The sequence below is a fragment of the Myxococcus sp. AB036A genome, assembly GCF_006547355.1.
In the GTDB taxonomy this organism is placed as follows: Bacteria; Myxococcota; Myxococcia; order Myxococcales; family Myxococcaceae; genus Myxococcus; species Myxococcus virescens.
Window position 1 is genome coordinate 41,570 of sequence record NZ_VHLC01000050.1, and the last position, 18,742, is coordinate 60,311.

The window sequence follows — 18,742 nt, forward strand, 5'->3', positions numbered from 1 at the left end:
CGCTGGTGCTAAGAAGAGCAGCCACTGAGGAGCGTGATGCCCGTACTCGCCATCGGCAACATCGAGAAGGTCCGCGCACTCGCGGCCAATGCGCGCCTGCTGCTGGTGGGCGGCGCTCGCGCATCCACCGCCAGCCGCCTCACCGCGTTCGAGCCCGGCACCAACAAGGTGCTGTGGAGCACGGAGCTGCCCTCCGCGGTGAACGCGCTCGCCCTGGCCGGTGGTCAATGGGCCGCGGCCGGCGCGGATGGCACGGTGCGCATCGGCACGCTGTCCGACGGGCAGGTGCAGTTCCAGCTCAACGACGTGCACCCCGGCGGCGTCACGGCGCTGGCTTCCAGCGCGGATGGCACGCTCCTCTTCAGCGCGGGCGCGGACGGCGTCGTGCGCGCCTGGGACTGGGAGTCCACGCGCAAGATGCACGAGTGGAAGGCGTCCACCCAGCCCCTGCGCGCGGTGGCCGTGGACCCCTCCGGCACCTACGCGGCGGGCGCGGGTGACGACGGCGTGGTGCGCGTCTTCACCGTGGCCACGGGCGCGCAGCGCGACATGGCCGGCCACGAAGGCGCCGTGCGCGCGCTCGCCTTCACGCCGCGCGACGGCCGGCTGGTGTCCGCCGGTGACGACGGCAAGCTGCGCATCTGGTACCTCGTGGGCGCGGTGGAGTTCGAGGTCCGCGGCGAGAAGGACACCGGCCATGCCGGCCCGGTGCTCGCCCTGCTCTTCCCGCCCACGCCCACCGCCAAGCCCGGTGGGGAAGAGCCCGGTGACCGCGTGTGGTCCTCGGGCAGCGACGGCCAGGTCAAGGTCTGGCGCCTGGACGTTCGCCGCAAGCCGCGCTCGCTCGACGCGGGAGGCAAGCCCGTGCAGGCGCTCGCCTTCGTGCCGCCGGCCAATCCGCGGCTGGCGAAGACGTCCCTGGGCTCCGTCTTCACGGGCGGGGATGACCGCCGCACGCACCGCTTCGGCCTCGCGGCGGATGGTTCGCCCGCGGGCGACCACGACACGTCCCAGCACGGCATCGACCTGCTGACGGAATCACTCAAGGCCGGCCGTCCCCGCCGCGAAGCCGCGGTGCGCGAGGCCGCCGCGCTGGAGGAGACGGAGGCGCTGGACTTCCTCTTCCAGGTGCTGTCCTCGGAGAAGGACGCGGAGGTCCGGCGGCTCGCCGTGCGCGAGCTGGCGGACAAGGGCCGCACCGCCGCGCGCCCCAAGCTGCGCGAGCGGCTGGACGACTCGCATCCGATGGTGCGCAAGGCCGCGCTGGACGCGCTCGTCGCGCTGGAGCCGGAGGCCCCGCTGTCCGCGCCGCGCGCGGCGCTGGGCTCGCAGCACCCGGAAGTGCGCGTGCTGGGCCTGGAGCTGCTGGCGAAGCTGGGAGGCACGTCCCCGCTGGTGCCGGGCCTCATCGCCGGCCAGCTCGCGGACAACCAGGGCGCGGTCGGCCTGGCCGCGCTGGACGCACTCACCCAGGTGGTGCCGGGCGACGGCGCCGAGCCGCTGCGCACCGCCTTCGAGCGCGGCCCCTCCCAGCTCAAGGTGGAGGTGCTCATCCGCGCCGTGGCGGGCGGGCTGCTCGGCCACGCGCAGTTGCAGGCCCTGGTGGCCCGCGCGCTGGATGACGCGGACCCCGGCGTTCGCCGCACGGCCTTCACCGTGCGCGTCATGGAGCGCCGGGCGCTGTCCCACGCGCTGGAGTCACGCGACGAGGACTTCGGCCGGGGCACCAAGGAAGTCTCCCGCTGGCTGGTCCAGCGCGCGCGCCGTGCGCAGGGCGTCGCGGGCAATCCGCCCATCACCGACGCGGAGCTCCAGGCCGCACGCGATGCGATGCCCGCGCAGGGCACCACGGGCGCGGCCATCACCGAGAGCGACCTGGAGCCGCTGCTGGCCGCCATGGCCTGCCGCACGCCGGACACGGCCGTGCGCGGCGCTCGCGGCCTGGCACAACTGGGTGACGCACGGGCGCTGGGCGCGCTGCTCCAGCTCTCCCGCGAGCCGGACGCCGCCATCCGCCGGGTGGCTGCCTCCTCCCTCCAGGCACTCCAGGACGCGCGCGCTCGCGAGCGGCTGGTGTGGATGCTGGACGACGAGAACGCGGACGTGCGTGCCGCCGCGCTGGACGCGGTGGTGGCGCTGGACGCGGACGCGCCGCTGGCGTCGGCGGAGGCCGCCCTGCGCTCGGGCCACGAGGACGTGCGCGTGCGCGGCCTGGACCGGCTGGTGAAGCTGGGCGCGGCGGCGCCGGGCGCGGAGGCGCTGCTGGGCGACGCGCTGGAGGACGAATCCGGCAAGGTGCGCGGCGAGGCCTTCCGCACGCTGTGGGCCTGGAACGAGAAGGCGCCGGAGAAGGCGCTGGACCGCGCGCTGGCGGGCCGCTTCCCCGACCTGCGCCACCGGGCGGTGGAGGTGCTGGCACAGCGCGCCGCCGAGGGCTGGGCGCTGGAGCGGCTGAAGAAGGCCGTGGAGGACCGCGACACCAGCGTGGCCACCGCCGCGTATGACGCGTGGGTGAAGCACGTGGGCAAGGAGCACGCGGAGGCCCACCTGGCGGCGCTCGCCACCACGCACGCGCCGCTGCGGGAGCACGCCGCGAAGGGCGCCATCCACGCCCCCATCGAGCCCCTGCGCTCGCCGCTGCTCAAGCGCGTCCAGGACGAGGAAGTCCCCGTCGCCGTGGCCGCGCTGGAGGCGCTGGACAAGCTGGTGCCCAACGAGAACGGGCCCCTGCTGGCCGGGCTCTCCGCGGCGCCGCTGCCGGTGCGCGTGCGCGCGGTGGAGCTGCTGGCTCCGCGTGGCGCTGAAGACATCATCGAGCCGATGCGCGCGTTCATCACCGACAAGGACCTGGAGCGGCTCTACCCTCCAGCCTTCCTGGTGCCGCTGCGCATCCGCGCCGCGCGGGCCCTGGCGTCACTGGGCTCGCGGCGCCTGCTGACCTTCTTCGCCACCGTGCTGCTGCCGCACGAGCTGGGTGACATGCAGGAGCAGGGTGGCCGCGGGCTCGCCACCGCCGCTCGCCGGGGCGACGAAGGCTTCCTGCTGGACGCGCTGGGCCACGCCAACGTGGCGGTGCGCTCCTGGGCCGCCGACGGCCTGTCCCGCCTGGGTGACGTGCGCGCCCTGCCGGTGCTCACCGGCAACCTGCGCCACGACCACCTCCCCATCCGGCTGGGCGCCATCCTCTCCTTCGCGGCCCTGGGCCCGGAGGGTGACGGCGGCCTGCTGCACGGCCTGGAGGACCGCGCCCGCGAGGTGCAGGAGATGGTGTTCGCCATCGTCCTCGCCCGTGATTTGCGCGCCAGCCGCCGGGGCGAGCCGCCCGACCTGCTCACCAGCGCCCTCTCCAGTGGCAGGCCGGAGGTCCGCTACGCCGCCGCCCGCGCACTGGAGCTGCGCACGGAGCCGGACGCGGCGCGCGCCCAGTTGGTGGAAGCCCTGCTGCCGCCTCGGCCGGAGAAGGTGGCCGACATGAAGGACTGGCCGGCCGAAGAGGAGCGCGTGAAGTACGTCGTCGGGCTCGCGGAGGCCCTGTCCAGCCTCCAGCCCGAGCAGCGCTACGCGGCGGCCCAGGTGCTGCTGCTGCGCGACAAGCCGCTGGAGTACTTCCGCCACGCCAAGAAGGTGGCGCGGCCGAGCACGCTGGATGCGCCCTGGAAGCCGGAGACGGCCCCCACCAGCTCGCCCGTGCAGGCCACGCCCGCGAAGAACTGGCTGCGGCGCATCTTCTCCGCCGTGAAGACGGATGCCCCCGCCGCCTCGCCCGAGGCCTCCGCCCAGGCCGAGCGGCAGCACCTGCGCCGGCTGGCCTTCGGCGCCTACGTCGGCCTGCTGCGGCAGGTGTCCACGGGCGACGATGAGGGCCACCGCGTGCGTCGCGACGCGGTGGACCGCGTGGTGAAGCTCACGCTGGAGGGCTTCGCCGGCACGCCCGCCGCCGTGGCCGCCCTGCTGCGCGCCCTGGAAGACCCGCACCAACTGGTCCGCAAGGCCGCGCTGGCCGGACTGAAGGAGCTCTTCCCCGCCGGCAGCGATGAGCCGCTGGCGCTGGCCCTGGCCTCGCTGGCGCCGGACGTGGCGCGCGCGGCGCTGGATGAACTGGCCACGCGGGGTGACGCCGCGAAGCCGCGCATCACCGCCGCGCTGAACTCGCCGCTGACGGACGTGCGCCGCTACGCCTTCGAGCTGCTGGAGAAGCTCAGCCCGCCCGGCAGCCTGGAGCCGCTGCTGGCCGCGCTGGGCAGCGAGCACGCCGACCTGCGCGTGGGCGTCATCGAGCGGCTGGCGGGCGCCAACGACTCGCGCGTCACCGAGGCGCTGGGACGCGCCATGGCCAGCGAGCACGAGGACCTGCGTCTGCGCGCCTCGGAGCTGCTGGCGTGGCGTGGCGATGACCGCGCGGTGGAGGTGCTCGCCACGTTCCTGCGCGCGGAGAACGCGAGCGCCGCGAAGCGCGCCACGGAGGCCCTGGCCCGGCTGGCCACGCCCGCCTCGGTGGCCGCACTGGCCGCCCGGCTGCCCGCGGCCCAGGATTACCATGAGCGCAAGCGGCTGGTGACGGCCCTGGGCAACACGCGCCGGCCCGAGGCGCTGGAGGTGCTGGCCCGCCAGTGCCAGACGGACGCAGAGGGCGCCATCCGCAGCGAGTGTGTCACCGCGGCCATGACGGTGGCCGGCAGCGACGTGAAGAAGCGCGACGTGAAGCTGGCCGTGTCGTTCCTGCGGCAGGCCGTGAAGAGCTTCGACGTCGCCGTGCGGCTGGAGGCCCTGCGGCACCTGGAGCACGGCGCGGAGGCCGGCCAGTCGGAGCTGCTGGTCAGCCTCTTCACGGACCGCTTCCCCACCGTGAGCGGCGCGGCCGTGGAGGCCTACGCGAAGCGCGTCATCGAGCACGGCGCCCCGGCGGAGCCGCTGGAGGTGGTGCTGCGCGGCGGCTCGCGCGACCTGATGCTGCCGGCCGCGGAAGGCGTGGCCTTCAAGGGCGGCGCCAGCGCGCTGCGGCCCCTGATGCTGTACGCCCGCGCGGGCGAGGACGGCCAGCGCGAGCGGGCCCTGCTGGCCCTGGGCACGCTGGGTGACGCGCGCGCCCTGGCCGAGCTGGAGACGGTGGCCGCGGGCGGCACGGCGGAAGCGCCCGTGGAGCCGAGCATGGTGTCGGCCGCCATCGAGGGCCTGGGCCGGCTCGCCGCGAAGCTGCCGGACGGCGAGGAGCGCCGCCGCGTCGAGGAGAAGGTGGAGGCCGCCGCGGTGGAGGGCGCCACGCTGGTGCTGCAGCAGGCCGGCGTGAAGGGCCTGCGCGCCATCGGCGGGGAGCGCGCCCGGGTGAAAATCGAGGCGCTGCTCGGCGACACGAGCACGGCGCTGATGGTGCAGCTCACCGCGGCCCAGGAGCTGGGGAAGCTCAAGGACACCGCGGCGGAGACGGCCCTGGCCGCCGCGCTGGACGCGCCCCAGCCAGAGCTGCGCAAGGAGGCGCGCAAGGCGCTCGACGTGCTGTTCCCCACCGAGCGCACGCGGGTGGAGTTCCACGCGGTGGCCAGCCGCTACCCGGACATCTCCGCGCCCGCCGCGGCCTACCTCGCCAACGAAGGCGACCCGGCGCTGCTGGTGCCCCGGCTGGCCACGCTGGACAACGTGACGCTGCGGCTGCGCCTGCGGCGCGGGCTCGCACGCCGGGGCGCCCTGCCCCTGCCGGAAGTGGTGGCGCTGCTGGGCCATGACAAGCCGGAGGCCCGCGAGGAGGCCGCGCTGCTGGTGGGCACCTGGACGGGTGAGGCCCGCGAGCCCGGCACGGTGGACCTGGCCGCGCTGTCCCGCGCGCTGGTGACGGCCGAGCGCCGCACGGCCACGGACTGGACCTCCGCCGCGCCGTCCAGGCGCGCCGTGCTGGAAGGCGCCTGGCAGCGTCTGCTGTGGGCGGGCTCCCGGCTGGGCACCGCGGGCATGGCCGACTCCGCGCGCACCCTCCTCCAGGGTGGCGAGACGGCGGCCCCGGGCACCGTGCGCCAGGAGGCCGCGCGCGCCCTGGGCCGGCTGGGCACGCCGGGGGGCACGCTGACGCTCACCGGACAGGCCCCGGCGGCCGTGCTGACGAACGAGAAGGAGCGCGCCGCCGCGGCGGACACGCTGCGCAAGTCGCTGGTGGATCCGGACGCGCGGGTGCGGGCGGCGGCGGCGGATGCGCTGGCGAAGCTCGCCCCCGAGCGCGCCACCGCCTGGGCGCTGGAAGTGAAGCCCTTCGACGCGGTGGCCTTCGGTCCCATGGGGGCCCGGACGTCACGGGAGCTGCTGGCCACCTCCGAGGGTCGCCGGCTGTCGGTGCCGACGCTGCTGGGTGCCCACGCGCTGGAGCCCCTGAAGTCCCTGGCCACCGACGCGAAGCCGGAGACGCGGCAGGACGCGTGGGCCGCGCTGGGCCGCCTGGGCGGAGACGACGCGGCGAAGCTGCTGCACGAGGCCGCCTTCGACAAGTCGCAAACCGTGGAGCTGCGCAAGGCCGCCTGGCGCGCCCATAAACGTGCACGCCGGGCCGCTGAGCGCGCCCGGAACCGGAAGGAAGGGAACCCGTCGTGACGACCGCCACCCGACACCCCGTCGAGCTGCGCTACGCCACCGCGAGCGACGTCGAGTCCGGCACGGACGGCTCCCGCGTCCGCCTGGCCCTGGAGGGCTCGCGCGGCACCGTGGGCGTGAGCGGCCGCGTCACCGACGCCGCCCTCTTCCGCGACGCGCTGGCCGCCACCTTCGGCATCCTCGCCAGCGACTTGCGCTACCGGGGCAAGGACCGCACCGCGTACCTCGCCTACCTGATGAAGCAGGGCAAGCGGGCCAGCGCGCTCATCTGGGAGGCGCAGAAGGCGTTCCTGGACAACGCGCTGGACGGCGAGAAGAAGCAGGACGCGGTGCTGGACCCCGTGCTCACGGTGGACCCCGACAGCGTGTCCCTGGAGGTCTTCTCCCGCGACGAGAGCGCCTACGCCCGGCTGTCCTTCGACAACCGCCTCTTCGAGGGCCGCGAGGCCGCGCACGGCTCCACCTTCCTGGACGTGCCGCCGGACCTGCCCGCCCGCGTGGACCGGCTGCGCACCTACGTGCCCGTCGCCCTGGAGGCGCACGTCGCGCTGGCCACGCCGGCCTCGCAGCCGGCCCGCGCCCCCCGCAACGTGGAGGTGCCCCACGCCTGGCTGCGCGGCTTCCTCCAGGTGCAGTCCGCCGCCACGCTGCCCGCGAGCACCTGCGAGCTGGCGCCCATCGACCTCTACAACCTCCTCTTCGCCCTGCGCGCTCGCAAGGCGAAGAAGGCTCCCCGCGCGCTGCGCTTCGAGCTGGTGCCCGGCGCCCCGCCCCGGCTGGTGCTGGAGCCGTGGGAGCTGGTGCTGGAGTGCCACGGCGGCACGTACAACGGCACCGCGCCCGCGGTGGTGCGCACCTTCGGCCGTCAGCGCCTGGCCGCGCTCGCGCGCCTGCTGCCCCACGCGAAGTCGGTGCGGGTACAACTCATGGGCCCCGGCCTGCCGGTGTTCTGGGTCATCGACATGGGCGCGGCCACGCTCACGCTGGGCCTCACGGGCTGGACGGAGAGCGGCTGGTCCTCCGCCGCGGCCTTCGACGTGCTGATGCCCCGCGCGGTGCCGGACGGACTGGCGGAGCAGCTTCGCAACCGGCTTCGGACCGAAGGCCCCCTGCCCTTCGACACGCTCGCCGCCAGTGCCGGCGCGCCCAAGGAGTCCGTGCGCGCGGCGCTCCAACTGGAGTGCCTGCGCGGACGCATCCTCTTCGACGTGGCGCGCGGCCAGTACCGTCCGCGCGAGCTGATGCCCACGCCGGTGGACGCCGCCGTCATCCGCTACGGCAATGAGCTGGAAGCGCGGGCGCACCGCCTGCTGGGCGGCGACGGCGCTCCGGGCGCGGGCGAGGTGAAGCTGACCAAGGTGCACGACGTGGTGGGAGAGGGCATCCGCATCCACGGCGAAGTGGTGGACCGCGAGGCCCTGCGCAGCTTCTTCCCCAGCTTCACGTTGGATTTGGAAGGCCGCGTGAAGGACGCGAGCTGCGGGTGTCCGCACCACCGGCGCTCCGGCCTGAGGGAAGGCCCCTGCGAGCACCTGCTGGCGCTGCGGCTGGCCTACGCGCGCCGCCGCGCGGAGGAAGAGGCGCTGCGGCAGACGCCCGAGGGCCGCAAGCTCATCCGCGCGGAGACGCGCTCCTACGTGCGGCGCGACGCGGAGAGCGGCCTGGAGACGGTGTACCGGGTTTCCCTGGATGGTCAGGTGGTGGCGGTGGAGTGGGGCCCGCGCACGGGCTCGCCGCGTCACCAGCGGCTCTGGTTCGACTCGGATGCGGAAGCGCGCGGAGCGTACTTCGCGCGCCTGGAGAAGTTGGCGGCTGACGGCTACATCGACGCGGCCTCGGCATTGGTGTAAACCCTTCAACCACGGCTCGGCCGCCACGCGCGGCGGGCAGGACAGGTGCGACGAAGAGACGACGACGTGCGCTTCACGCGCGAGCAGCCGAGAGAGGTCCGGAGTGCATCAGCCTGAGCGCCTCGAGCGCGGGAGCGGCGTTGCGCCGCTCCGGTTGGAATGCAGGACACTCTCCGCAAGGTAGCCTGTTCTTGGCTCTCTCCCTCCTAGGCACTACGGCCAGGGTGGGTAGCGGAGCCAACGACGCGACCGCCGTTTACCCACCCCGGCCGTAGTGCCTAGGAGGGGAGAGCCGGTGAGGCTACCGTGCCCCAGGTAAGATGGTGGTGCTTTCCCGGCCTCCCTCGACTGCTCGCGCCATGTCCCGTCTTCCACCGCCGCGCCCGCCCAAGGTGCAGACATGACCGCCAGGCTGGACCCGTTCGTCCCCGCAGCTTCGCCGCAGGCCGTGCCCACGCCCGAACCCACCGCTCCGTCGCCGGACGCGGCCGCGAAGCGTGAAGCCCGCCGGCTCGCGCACGAAGCGCTGCTCGTCCGCGCGAAGGCCATCGACGAAGCGGGCGGCGCCGACGACTGGGTGCAGGCGCAGCTCGTCGCCAAGGGCCTCGCGGTGGAGGACCTGGACTTCTCCAGCGCCTCCGAGAAGGACAAGAAGGCCTGGAAGGAGAAGAAGAAGGCCGAGGCCACCGAGCGCCGCGCGCTGAAGCGTCAGGCGCACGAGGCGTGGAAGGCCACGCACGTGGGCCACCTGGGCGCGGGCGTGCACTGGGCGGAGGACCGCCCGGCCGACGCGTTCGACGTGCCCCACCGCGAGGAGCGCGCCCGGGCCAACGGCCTGACGGAGCTGGACTCGGCGGAGGCGCTGGCCAAGGCGCTGGGGCTGAGCGTGTCCAAGCTGCGCTGGTTCGCGTTCCACCGCGAGGTGGACACGGCCACGCACTACGTGAGCTGGACGATTCCGAAGCGGGACGGCAGCAAGCGCACGATTACGTCCCCCAAGCCGGAGCTGAAGGAAGCGCAGCGCTGGGTGCTGTCCAACGTCGTGGAGCGGCTGCCGGTGCACGGCGCGGCGCACGGCTTCGTGGCGGGGCGCTCCATCCTCACCAACGCGCAGGCCCACCAGGGCGCGGACGTGGTGGTGAAGGTGGACCTCAAGGACTTCTTCCCCTCCGTCACCTGGCGCCGGGTGAAGGGCCTGTTGCGCAAGGGCGGCCTGCCGGAGGGCACGTCCACGCTGCTGTCGCTGCTCTCCACGGAAGCGCCGCGGGAGGCGGTGCAGTTCCGGGGCAAGCTGCTGCACGTGGCCACGGGCCCGCGCGCGCTGCCCCAGGGCGCGCCCACGTCGCCGGGCATCACCAACGCGCTGTGCCTGAAGCTGGACAAGCGGCTGTCCGCGCTCGCGAAGCGGCTGGGCTTCACGTACACGCGCTACGCGGACGACCTGACCTTCTCGTGGACGAAGGCGAAGCAGCCCAAGGCGCGGCGGACGCAGCGTCCCCCGGTGGCGGTGCTACTGTCGCGCGTGCAGGAAGTGGTGGAGGCGGAGGGCTTCCACGTGCACCCGGACAAGACGCGTGTGGCGCGCAAGGGCACGCGGCAGCGGGTGACGGGGCTGGTCGTGAATGCGGCGGGCAGGGACGCGCCGGCGGCCCGGGTTCCGCGCGACGTGGTGCGCCAGTTGCGCGCCGCCATCCACAACCGGAAGAAGGGCACGCCGGGCCGCGAGGGCGAGTCGCTGGAGCAGCTCAAGGGCATGGCCGCCTTCATCCACATGACGGACCCGGCCAAGGGCCGCGCCTTCCTGGCGCAGCTCGCGGCGCTGGAGTCCACGGCGAGCGCGGCTCCGCAGGCGGAGTGACGCTCAGCGCGCGTCCGTCGCCGAGGTGCCGCGCGCCAGCAACGCGGCATTGAGGAAGTCCGTCAGCCGGCGCGGGTACGCCTCCGGCTCGGTGGCGCTGAAGTTCCCGTGCCCGGCGCCTTGGATGCGCCATGTCTGGGCATACTCGCGCACCTTGGCGAAGAGCTCGTCGGCGAGCGGCTGTCCTGACTCCTCCGTCCCCATGACGATGAGCAGCGGCCGGGGGCGGATGCGCTCCACCGCGTCGATGGTGCGCACCTCTTCCAGGGCGATGCCGCGCCGCCAGAAGGGCACCAGCGCCCCGCTCTGCGACACGAAGCCGAAGCGGCGGAAGTCATACGCGGCGGCCAGCCACAGCGTGTTGAACGGGGACAGCAGCACCACGGCGCGCACCGCCGGGTCCTCCGCCGCCACCTCCGCCACAGCCGCAGATCCAATCGAGAAGCCGAGCGCCCCTACCCGCTCCGGGTCCACGTCCGGCTGGGCGCGCACGAAGTCCAGCGCGGCCCGCACGTCCCGGCGCTCCAGGTCTCCCCAGGTGGAGAAACCGCCCTCGCTTTCACCGTGGGCGCGCAGGTCGAAGAGCAGCACGCCATAGCCCGCGGCCCGCAGGATTCGCGCTTCGGGCAGCAGGTCCGCGCGCGTCTGGGACAGGCCGTGCGCCAGCACCACGGCGGCGCGGTTCCGGGACGGCACGTACCAGCCCCGCAGCGTCAGCCCATCCGACGTCTGAAGCGAAACGTCCTTTGCCTCGGCGAAGTCAGCGGGGCGCTCGGCCTTGGGACGTGGGTAGTGGAAGTAGGCCTCGGAATGACGCAGCGCCCTACCGAACACCGCCAGCGCGGCCAGCAACCCCAGCGCGAGCGCGCCACCCAGCAGCCACCGCCACTTCATCTTCGTTGGACCTCGCGGAAGGAAGCTGGGGTGTTTGAACCCCAGGAGTGCAGACGGGACCCACGTTGCTCCGCCACGTACTGAGCAGCTTACACTCCACATAGACAACTCACAGTGCCATCAAAGACGGCACTGTCGCGCCAGGAAACCTGTGGGCACATCCAGGATGATGTTCGACGTGGTGGTGGTGGGTGGTGGCGCTTGCGGCGGATGGACAGCCAAGCAGCTGACGGAAGCAGGCTTGCGTGTCCTGGTGCTCGAAGCGGGCCGCGGCATGGGCGCGGACCGGATGCTGTGGATGCTCCACCGCATGCGCCAATCCCTTGGCTACCTGGCGGAGACGGACGACCAGCGCAAGGTGCGCCAGTCGGTGCAGAGCACCACCTTCGCGTGGCCCTTCCACCCGCACGCCTTCGTCGACGACGTGGACAATCCCTACACCACGCCGGAGGACCAGCCCTTCACGTGGATTCGTGCACGGCAGGTGGGCGGGCGCACGTCCGTGAAGGCACACGGGCGCCAGTTCTACCGGCTGTCTGACTTCAACTTCAAAGCAGGCACGCAGGATGGGCAGGGGCCGGACTGGCCGCTGACGCTGGCGGACCTGGCGCCGCACTACGAGACGGTGGAGCGGTGGATGGGCATCCACGGCAACGCGGATGGCCTGGACATTCTGCCGGACTCCGTCTTCGCGGGTGCCATCGCCATGACGCCCGCGGAGCAACGCCTGAAGGAACAGGTGGAGCGCCGCTGGCCGGAACGCCGCGTCATCGTCCGCCGCACCGCGGGAGCGCCCGTGACGATGCCCGCCGCGTTGAAGACGGGCCGGCTCGCGCTGCGCACGAACGCGGTGGTGGACCAGGTGCTGTACGACGCGGCGACAGGGCGCGCCACGGGGGTGCACTTCCTCGACGCGAGGACGGGCAAGTCCTACGAGGCCCACGCGCGGGTGGTGGTGCTGGCGGCGGGCGCGATTGAATCCACGCGGCTGCTGCTGAACTCGCGATGCAGCGCGTTCCCGGACGGATTGGCGAACGCGTCGGGGCAGTTGGGCCGCAACCTGATGGACCACACGTACATGCTGGGCATCGAGGCGAAGATGAACCTGCCTCCCGAAGCCCAGCGGCAGGAGCATAGCTGGGCGTACATCCCCCAGTTCCGCAACGTGGCCACGAAGGAGCAGGACTTCGCGCGCGGCTACGGCGTGCAGGTCTTCACCTTTGGAGACAACTGCCACTTCGTGCCCTTCGGGGAGATGGTGCCGCGCCCGGAGAATCGCGTGACGCTCAGCCCGACGGTGAAGGACCGCTGGGGCATCCCCGCCGCGCACATCGAATGCCGGCACTCCGCCAACGAGCTGAAGATGGCCGAGGACGCGCTGGCGGCCTGCAAGGAGATGATGGAAGCGGCCGGCTTCACCGTGGAGAAGGCCAACGCCACGTTGTCCACGCCGGGCATGGCCATCCACGAAGTGGGCACGGCGCGCATGGGCACGGACCCGAAGACGTCGGTGCTCAATCCCCATAATCAGAGCTGGGACGTGCCCAACCTCTTCATCAACGACGGTGCCTGCTTCCCGTCCCAGGGACCGCAGAACCCCACGCTGACGATGATGGCCATCGCCGTGCGTGCCAGTGCGCACATCGTGAAGGAGTTCAAGGCCGGGCGTCTGTGACGGGGTGGCGAGCGTTGCGGCTCCGGCGCTGCATACCGTAGCGTGCTCGCGATGATTCAAGTCGACGAGCTCGGAGAAGAGACGACGTTCGCAGAGGTCGCCAGGCGACTTGCTGGGGCGAGCTGGCTTGCCTCGTTCCTCGAGACCGAGCAGCTCAACGACCCGGAGACCAACGGCATCGTCGTGCCTCGCATCGTCAACGCAGGTCTGCGCCTCGACGACACGCTCAAGAGTGGGCCCGGCCCCTGGGCGGTCATCATCGACGGGGACCTCGAGACGAGCGGCGATCTCGTGTGCGCGACCGACGATTACCTGACGAGCACGCTGATTGTGATTGGCAACGTGCGCGCGAGGAACGTGCGCTTCGCCGCGAGCGCGCGCGTCGGAATCGAAGGCGACCTGGTCGGCGGCGGTGGGCTCGGCATCGTGAGCGGAACGTGGGGTGACGGCGGCGCGGTGCTGTGGGCGCGGTCGTGCGAAGCCGCGCTCGTGTTGCTCGACGGCAACACGAGCATCGACGCGGACCGGTGCCGGCGAACGCTGGTGTGTGGGTCGACTGGTTGGGGCGAATTCACCCCGGACCTCCACGACCACGCGACGTTCGAGGAGCTGTTCGAACCCGCCGCTTTCGATGAACGCGGCGACCTCGATTCTGGCCGGGCGATGGCGCTCGCGAATGAAGGGCGCTCAGCGCTGCGGCCCGAGGTCGAGAATCGGCTGCGCGGAAGCAAGGGACTCGCAACACGCGAGGCGCTCGCATGGCTGGCGAGCGACCCGCACTGCCGCGAACTCATGGCGCTCGGCGATGACAGGTCGATGGCGGTGCTCGCCGAGCAGTTGGCTCAGCGCGGCCATACGGTCTCCATCGAGAGCCTCACTCGCTCGGTGCGCGCCATGCTCGGTGCGCGCCTCGCGTAGAAATCGCCCCGGCGCTTTCCCACGCGCCACATCGCGTCGGTGGAGATGAACACGGGCTTCTGGCACCGCCTGAGCCTGCTTGACGGCGGCACCGAGGGCCCCGCTACGTCCTGAAGCCCATCAGTGCCGAGCCCTCCGCCGCGCCAGTGCCGCGCCCGCGAGGCCCACCACCGCTGACACCAGCGCCAATGGGCTCAGCCAGTCTCCCCATGCCAGGGCGAGCGTCGTCAGCGCGGCCGACTCCGGCACGCGCATGGTGAGGCCCGCGCGCTGGTTGTCGTCCACCTCGGCCACCACCGCGCCCGTGATGTCGATGAGCGCGGTCACACCCGAATTCGTCACCCGGACCTGTGGCCGCCGCGTCTCGATGCTGCGAAAGGCCGCGTGCATCAGGTGCAGCCGGGGCGCGGGCGTGCCGGTGAACCACGAGTCATTGGACAGCGTGAGCAGCAGCTCCGCGCCCTGCCGCACGCCCTGCGCGACATACTCGGGGAAGATGGTCTCGTAGCAGATGAGCGGCGCCACCCGGAGCTGGCGTCCGTCGCGCAGCGTGAAGCTCACCGCCCGAGGCCCGGGCCCTCGCTTCCAGCGTCCTGTCCACGGCAACCACTCGCGAAGCGTGGGGGTGTCGATGGCGTCCGGCACCCACTCCGTCAGCGGGAAGAGCATCGTCTTGCGGTACGCGGCGCGCTCGAACGCGCCTCCAGGTGACGACGGCCCCAGGAACATGGCCGCGTTGAACTCGCGCTCGCCCTCCAGGTCATACGTGCCGAACACGAGCGGCACCCCGCGCTCGGAGACGTAGCCGGCGATCTCCGCGTCCAGCGCCGCGCCCGTCTCGCTGCGCGGCGCTCCAAAAGGCGTGGGGTACACCGTCTCCGGCCACACCAACAGGTCCACCGGTCCGTCGCGCAGCAGCGCGTCTGACATCGCGTAATGCGTGTCGAGCACCATCCGCACGACTTCGTAGGCGCCCATCTCCGCCTTCAGCTTCTCGTAGCGGGTGATGTTCGCCTGCACCGCGCCCACCACCAGCCCGCCCTCAGCCCGGGTCGCCTCGCGCACCTGCGCATGCCGGAAGGCGCCGTACCCCGACAGCACGAGCACCAGCGCCGCGAGCCCCGCCACGGGCTTCCAGGCGGCACGCGCCCCATGGCCCCTCCAGGCACGAAACGCCGCGAGCACGCACTCATTGCCCAGGAGCAACACCAGCGTGAGTCCCGGCGCGCCCGCCACGTCCGCGCCCTGCCGCAGCCACTCGGAGGCATAGAGCCCGTGTCCCAGCGTGTCCGCGAAGAGCTTGGGCGTGACGCCCTCCACGCCTACGTATGCGAGCGTCCCCACCAGGGGCGGCAACCAGCCCTGCCCCTCCCGCGCCAGACGCCGCGCCGCGTACCGGGCCAGCGCGGCAGCGACGAACTGGAGCTGGAGCAGCGGCGCCACCAGCAGGAACAGCGCCCAACCAACCACCGTGGGCGCCCGCGAGTACGCCTGGAGCGCGCCCGGGAACCAGTGAAAGACGGCGGCGGTGAACGTCACGCTGAGCAGCACGCCCAGGCCCAGCGCCTCGCGTGCCGAGCGGGCCCGGTCCAGCGCCGCGAGCCAGGGCACCATCGCCACCCAGCCGAGCGCCAGCCAGCGAGCCTCCAGCCGCCCGAACAGCGCGAACAGGACCGTGGTCCCCAGGACACCGAGCAGCGCCACCCCCAGGTGCCGCCCGCGGCCCACCCCCACCTGGACGCCGGTCACGGCGAGGGCGCCCCACTCTCCGCGCCCTCGGGCAGCTCCAACCGTCGGATAGGCATTCCCGGAGGGGCCAGCTCCTCGGGCACCAGCCCGTCGGCGGGCTTGGGAATCGGCTGGCCGTTCGCATCCACAGGCTGATGGTCGGGATGGAACATCAGCACAGCCGCCACGATTTCACCCGAGTCCTTGTACTGGAAATGACGCACGTACCCGGGCGGCAGCTCGAAGTCATCGGGGACGACGAGGCCTTTCTTGATGGGCTTCGTCCCGGGCCGGTAGAGCTGCATGCCCGTCAGTTCGGACTCCATGGCCGGCTCCTGGACATCGGTATCGGTGGCCAGTTCGGCGACAGGCTCGGGGGCGGGCCGCGGAGCTGAAGCAGCGACGGGAGGCGGCCGTGTCCGCGGCGCGCGGGCACGCACCTCGGGCGTGGGAGGCGGAATGGGCAGCGGCACCTCCGCGAGCGGTGGCGGCGCTTCCACCTCGATGTCGGTCGAGCCCCACCAGACACTCAAGCCAATGCACGCGAGCGTGAAGACACACGCGCCGCCCACGAGCCACACACCCAGACCCTTCCCCGTTCGAGCGGGCGTGATGTGCGTGACGCCGTCGCTGTCAACGCGACGCTTTGGTGCAGGGGACTGCGGCCTCATGTTCGCGCGAAGACCTCCGGGCTGCGTATGCTACGGAGCCACCCCCTCCGAGGCAATCACAGCGCATTCCGCTCACCCTCATGAGCTCTTCGTCCATTCTCGTCACCGATGCCCCCGGCGGCACGCCACCCGCCACCACGCCCGAGCCCGCTCGCTTCGCGGTGCACGCCTGGACACCCGGGCTGCGAGGGCTCGCGGTGGTGACGCAGCTCTCCGCGCTGGGCGCCCTGCTCCACTTCACCGCGCAGCTCTGGATGGAAATTTCCGAAGGGACCCAGCGGATGCAGCCCGTGCCCATCGCCGTCGGGCTGGTGCTGCGAGTCGTGCTACCGCTCGCGTTCGTCTCCGCGCTGCGCCGCAGCCGCCGGGCCATCGTCGCCGTGGACACCCACCAGTGGACCCTGACGCTGCGCGGCGGCGCCCGGATGGAGATTCCCTTCGAAGCCGTGACCGCGGTGCGCCCCTGGCGGCTGCCGCTCCCGGGCCCCGGCCTGACGCTGCGGATGCGGTCAGGCCGCGCTTTCAGCCACGCGCTGGAGGTGGAGGACGCACTGCCCCTGCTGAACGCGCTGGGCCAGCACGGAGCATTGGGCGCCGCGCAATCCCACACACTGGTTCGTTACGCCCATGCACGCCATGCCCTGTGGCGCCGGCGCTGGTACCACCTGCTGGTGAAGTTCGTGCTCTTCCCGCTGGTGCCCACGGCCATCCTCTTCTACTCGTACCAGGTCATCTCGTTTGGAGGCGCGCTGGGTGAGTACAGGATGTACGGATTGGACGCGTACCTGCGTTCGTTCGGCCGGTACTACGCGCCAATCTCGTTGTGCCTGCTGCTCTTCGCCTGCTTCTGGCGCGTCGTCGCGGAGGGCGCGTCGCTCCTGGCGGCGTGGCTTCTGCCAGCCTGGGCGCGCGGCGTGCGGCGCGCGGCGGAGTGGTTCTGCTGGCTCGTCTACTACGTCGGCACCCTTGGGTTGATCGGCGCGCGCTTCATGATGTGACGTGCGCGCCGGGCGCTGGAAACGACAAGGCCCCCGGTTGCCGAAGGCAACCGGAGGCCCAAGCGCCGCACTTACACCCGAGGCGTGAGCGCGGTCGCAGCGATTACGGCCTGGCGGGGTTGAACTTCGCGCTCTCCCAGCCCATGCGGTCGTGGCCCGTCTTGTTCCAGGTCGAGGTGTCGGTGGGCAGCGCGCCGGTGCCGCCAGAGCTGGAAATGGTGCCACCGGTGTAGGTCGGGTGGGTGTCGTCAGACTGGAGGTAGTCGTAGCTGGTGCTCGCGTTGACGAAGTGCGTGTTCGAGTCGCGCAGCGTGGAGCGCAGCGTCACGGAGATGCGCTGGACGTACGCAGCCTCGGACTCGCCCTCGATGTAGCGGATGGCCTCGGAGTCCACCTTGCCATCACCGTTGGAGTCGTAATCCGCGGCCATGTACTCCGCGAACGAGTCCGCGCACTTGAAGCCGTGGCGAGCCGCCAGGCTGCACGCGCGCCAGTTGCTCCTCGCCAGGAGCGGCAGGAACTTCTCCCGCTTGTTCACCACCTGGCCCGTGGCGGAGTCCCGGCACTGGGTGTTCACGTTGTCCGCGTTGAAGCCCGGGTAGTAGATGTTGGAGATGATCTTGGTCGCGGCGGCGGGCGCGTACTGGTTGATGGTCTGCATCGCCCGCTCCATGTACGTGGTGCAGGTCGCCAGCGCGGCCTCCAGGCCGGAGTAGTTACAGGTGCCCGTCTGCCCAGAGAAGGCGCTGCGGGCCTGGAGGTAGTCGTTGCCACACATCTCGAACATGACGACGCGGGTGTTGGCCGCCTGCATGTACGAGCGCTCAGAGACAATCTTGTTGTTGTAGATGTCGTCCGCCTTCGCGCCGGACTTGGTGCGGCGGATGACCTCCACGTCCGCGTTCCACTTCCGCGCCAGGTCCTCGCCCTGCACCACCGGCGCCGCGCGGCGGGCCACGTTCCAGAAGAAGACGGAACCGTTGTAGCCGGCGTAGATGGAGTCGCCGTAAGCCACCACGCGGTACTTCGTCGACGTCGACGGCTGGTCGATGGTCCACGACGTGTTCTGGTTGAGGGTGCTCGCCATCGCGCTACCACCGACCGTGAAGGCCGCGCACATGGCGACGACGGACATCCCGCTGTGACGGAAAGACATGCCCCGCTCCTTTGGATTCCCACTGGGGGGTTGTTGGGGGAGCGCGCAGGCTACATGGCGTCGATTGGCAAATCACCCTGAAACAAGAATAACGCACCAAGTCAGAATAGCTGGTGTTGTGATGACCTCACCCGTGTTTGAGTCGATGTCGTAAGAATGACGCGGAGCAAACCTTTGACGCGGTGTTTCATCATGTTTCACCCAGGTCCGGAGTGTTTCACGTGAATCTTTCCCGTGGCACGAGAGCGCTGATGCAGTGGCTGCTCCTGGGTGGGCTGGTGGGCGTCGTCTGCGGCGTGGCGTCCGCGGTCTTTTTGTACCTGCTGGACGAAGCGACGCACTTCCGGGAAGGGCACCCGTGGCTGGTGTACGCGCTGCCGGTGGCGGGGCTGGTGCTGGGGGCGGTGTACGGGAAGTGGGG

General features: G+C 71.9%; 10 protein-coding genes and 1 pseudogene. 7 read left to right on the plus strand and 4 right to left on the minus strand.

What is annotated here, in order from left to right:
• Window positions 1–36 precede the first annotated feature (36 nt).
• The 3 genes from FL344_RS20885 (at window position 37) to FL344_RS20895 (ending at window position 10,281) form a co-directional block, all read left to right on the plus strand.
• Window positions 37–6,573, plus strand: coding sequence for a HEAT repeat domain-containing protein (locus tag FL344_RS20885; RefSeq protein ID WP_194863186.1), 6,537 nt, complete (start codon window positions 37–39; stop codon window positions 6,571–6,573).
• Window positions 6,570–8,423: an SWIM zinc finger family protein gene (locus tag FL344_RS20890; RefSeq protein WP_141619766.1), complete on the plus strand. Its 1,854-nt coding sequence runs from the start codon at window positions 6,570–6,572 to the stop codon at window positions 8,421–8,423. Before FL344_RS20885 ends, FL344_RS20890 begins: the two co-directional genes overlap by 4 nt.
• Window positions 8,424–8,823: 400 nt before the next feature.
• On the plus strand, window positions 8,824–10,281 hold the full coding sequence (locus tag FL344_RS20895; protein ID WP_141619767.1) for a reverse transcriptase family protein: 1,458 nt from the start codon (window positions 8,824–8,826) through the stop codon (window positions 10,279–10,281).
• A gap of 3 nt (window positions 10,282–10,284) precedes the next feature.
• Here the strand turns inward: FL344_RS20895 and FL344_RS20900 are convergent, their stop codons facing one another.
• Window positions 10,285–11,175: an alpha/beta hydrolase gene (locus tag FL344_RS20900; protein WP_011550286.1), complete on the minus strand. Its 891-nt coding sequence runs from the start codon at window positions 11,173–11,175 to the stop codon at window positions 10,285–10,287.
• Between the two features lie 166 nt (window positions 11,176–11,341).
• Between FL344_RS20900 and FL344_RS20905 the strand changes: the two genes are divergently transcribed.
• On the plus strand, window positions 11,342–12,850 hold the full coding sequence (locus FL344_RS20905; RefSeq protein WP_228565233.1) for a GMC oxidoreductase: 1,509 nt from the start codon (window positions 11,342–11,344) through the stop codon (window positions 12,848–12,850).
• 51 nt (window positions 12,851–12,901) lie between these two features.
• Entirely contained in the window at window positions 12,902–13,768 is an 867-nt protein-coding gene (locus FL344_RS20910; RefSeq protein ID WP_228565237.1) for a hypothetical protein, read from the plus strand.
• Window positions 13,769–13,888: 120 nt separating this feature from the next.
• Here the strand turns inward: FL344_RS20910 and lnt are convergent, their stop codons facing one another.
• Both lnt and FL344_RS20920 read right to left on the minus strand, forming a co-directional pair.
• Window positions 13,889–15,517: an apolipoprotein N-acyltransferase gene (gene lnt / locus FL344_RS20915; RefSeq protein ID WP_141619770.1), complete on the minus strand. Its 1,629-nt coding sequence runs from the start codon at window positions 15,515–15,517 to the stop codon at window positions 13,889–13,891.
• Window positions 15,514–16,167, minus strand: a complete 654-nt coding sequence (locus FL344_RS20920) for a hypothetical protein (RefSeq protein ID WP_141619771.1) — start codon at window positions 16,165–16,167, stop codon at window positions 15,514–15,516. Before FL344_RS20920 ends, lnt begins: the two co-directional genes overlap by 4 nt.
• A gap of 80 nt (window positions 16,168–16,247) precedes the next feature.
• Between FL344_RS20920 and FL344_RS20925 the strand changes: the two genes are divergently transcribed.
• Window positions 16,248–17,165 carry a hypothetical protein gene (locus FL344_RS20925; protein WP_228565235.1) on the plus strand — a complete coding sequence of 306 codons (918 nt, stop codon included), beginning with the start codon at window positions 16,248–16,250 and terminating at the stop codon, window positions 17,163–17,165.
• Window positions 17,166–17,268: 103 nt separating this feature from the next.
• On the opposite strand, the gene FL344_RS20930 is transcribed toward FL344_RS20925, so the two are convergent.
• Window positions 17,269–18,321, minus strand: a complete 1,053-nt coding sequence (locus FL344_RS20930; RefSeq protein ID WP_090491037.1) for an SGNH/GDSL hydrolase family protein — start codon at window positions 18,319–18,321, stop codon at window positions 17,269–17,271.
• A gap of 221 nt (window positions 18,322–18,542) precedes the next feature.
• On the opposite strand from FL344_RS20930, the pseudogene FL344_RS20935 reads away from it, so the two are divergent.
• A pseudogene (locus FL344_RS20935) lies at window positions 18,543–18,742 on the plus strand (chloride channel protein); the annotation flags it as partial.

Bases quoted from the DNA above. Each gene is read 5' to 3' on its own strand.
- FL344_RS20925 (WP_228565235.1), top strand. From the start codon at position 16,248: ATGAGCTCTTCGTCCATTCTCGTCACCGATGCCCCCGGCGGCACGCCA.
- FL344_RS20905 (WP_228565233.1), top strand. From the start codon at position 11,342: ATGATGTTCGACGTGGTGGTGGTGGGTGGTGGCGCTTGCGGCGGATGG.
- FL344_RS20900 (WP_011550286.1), bottom strand. From the start codon at position 11,175: ATGAAGTGGCGGTGGCTGCTGGGTGGCGCGCTCGCGCTGGGGTTGCTG.
- FL344_RS20910 (WP_228565237.1), top strand. From the start codon at position 12,902: ATGATTCAAGTCGACGAGCTCGGAGAAGAGACGACGTTCGCAGAGGTC.
- FL344_RS20930 (WP_090491037.1), bottom strand. From the start codon at position 18,321: ATGTCTTTCCGTCACAGCGGGATGTCCGTCGTCGCCATGTGCGCGGCC.
- FL344_RS20885 (WP_194863186.1), top strand. From the start codon at position 37: ATGCCCGTACTCGCCATCGGCAACATCGAGAAGGTCCGCGCACTCGCG.
- FL344_RS20895 (WP_141619767.1), top strand. From the start codon at position 8,824: ATGACCGCCAGGCTGGACCCGTTCGTCCCCGCAGCTTCGCCGCAGGCC.
- FL344_RS20920 (WP_141619771.1), bottom strand. From the start codon at position 16,167: ATGAGGCCGCAGTCCCCTGCACCAAAGCGTCGCGTTGACAGCGACGGC.